This is a genomic window from Mycobacterium sp. E2462, assembly GCF_001672685.1.
GTDB lineage: Bacteria > Actinomycetota > Actinomycetes > Mycobacteriales > Mycobacteriaceae > Mycobacterium.
In genome coordinates this window covers 1-1,558 of the sequence record NZ_LZKC01000201.1, presented here as the reverse complement: position 1 = coordinate 1,558, position 1,558 = coordinate 1, and the positions used below count along the sequence as shown (strand labels likewise).

2 protein-coding genes and 1 pseudogene are annotated in these 1,558 nt (G+C 67.0%); 2 read left to right on the top strand and 1 reads right to left on the bottom strand.

The window, feature by feature from the left end; all coding sequences use genetic code 11:
* The first annotated feature begins 161 nt into the window (after positions 1-161).
* Together A5714_RS10260 and A5714_RS10255 are read left to right on the top strand one after the other, a co-directional pair.
* Positions 162-404, top strand: a complete 243-nt coding sequence (locus A5714_RS10260) for a hypothetical protein (RefSeq protein ID WP_231973874.1) — start codon at positions 162-164, stop codon at positions 402-404.
* Positions 405-602: 198 nt separating this feature from the next.
* Positions 603-1,253: pseudogene (locus A5714_RS10255) on the top strand (endopeptidase); the annotation flags it as partial.
* Positions 1,254-1,269: 16 nt separating this feature from the next.
* Here the strand turns inward: A5714_RS10255 and A5714_RS10250 are convergent.
* Positions 1,270-1,558, bottom strand: a 289-nt coding sequence (locus tag A5714_RS10250) for an NlpC/P60 family protein (protein ID WP_082959613.1), incomplete at its 5' end; no start/stop codon positions are given.

Genomic DNA, 1,558 nt, shown 5'->3' with positions numbered 1-1,558 from the left:
CACGTTTCGATCGCGCGGGCGACGGCGGGCGACGGCGGCGTGGGACGGCCGCGGTGTCGGTGCCTGCCGTTAGCGTTCGCCGCAACGACGAGATGTTCGCCGGACCAGACCGACCGAGAGGACCGACCGTGGCATCGAACAGTGGACGCGAAGGGGACGGCATGACGGAGTTTGGGTCGACGGGCGGACCGCCCGGAGCGGGAACGCCGGTGGTGATCGACTGCGACGACTGCGCGGTGCGCGGGCCCGGCTGCCGCGATTGCGTGGTCAGCGTTTTGCTGGGGGTGCCGGAGACGCTATTGCAGGACGAGCGCGCCGCGCTGGAGGTGTTGGCCGAGGTCGGGCTGGCCCCACGGCTGCGGTTAGTACCGATTCATCGGGGGCGCGGCACCGGTGTAGCGTAGTCGCCTTGTGCCACAAAAGACCTGTGCCACAAGGAAACCTGGACGCGAGGCGGTATTCAACTCACAGAGAAATGACAGAAATCTTTCCGATTTCTTAACCGCTCGCTTTGGACAAACGCCGATATCGTTTCGTAACCTGTTTGAGACCTAAACCAGCTCGACGCATCGCAGTCGATGGCCGTTTAAGGAAGCAAAATCTTGAGGCTTGTGTCTAGATACCCGATTGCGCGTGCCCTTACACGCTCCGCCGTCGGAACGCTAGCGGGCTTTACCGTCTTATCCGGAATCGTCACCTCCTACGCCGCGGCCGACCCCGCCGAGGACGCGCTGGCCAAGCTGAACCAGCTGTCGCGCCAGGCCGAGCAGACCACGGAGGCGATGCACAGCGCGCAGCTCGACCTGAACGACAAGCTGCGGGCGCAGCGCGCGGCGGAGAAGAAACACGACGACGATCAGGCCGCCGTCGACGCGGCCAAGGCCCGGCTGGCCTCCTACCAGACCGCCGTCAACAACCTGGCCGCCGCCAAGTACATGGGCGGTCACGTCGACGGCATGGAAGCGATCCTGACCGCGGGCTCCCCGCAGGGGCTGATCGACAAGCTCGCCGTGCAGCGCGTGATGGCGACGCAGATGTCCAACCAGATGGCCAGCTTCAAGTCCGCCGGTGAGCAGGCCGCCAAGGCCGAGAAGGAATCGGCGAAGTCCGCCGCCGACGCCAAGAGCGCCGCCGAGCAGGCCGCCGCGGTGCGGGCCAGCCTGCAGTCCAAGCAGAGCCAGCTGCAGGTGCAGATCGCGGTCGTCAAGTCCCAGTACGTCTCGCTGTCCCCCGAGCAGCGCACGGCGCCGGCGGCGTGAGTTGGGGCGTCTAGTAACGGCGCGCGTCGTAGATCGGGCCGGAGGAGTTCATCGGCACCACCCGGACCGGCACGCCGTAGGTCGACGAGTGCACCATCATGCCGTCACCGATGTAGATGCCCGTGTGCGAGGCGTCGGAATAGAAGGTCAGCACGTCACCGGGCTGCAGGTCCGACAGCGACACGGGCTGCCCGCCGTGGGCGAGCGCCTGGCTGGAGTGCGGCAGCGAGATACCGGCCTGCTGGAAGGCCCACATCACCAGGCCGGAGCAGTCGAAGCCGCCGGGAGCGGCGCCGCCC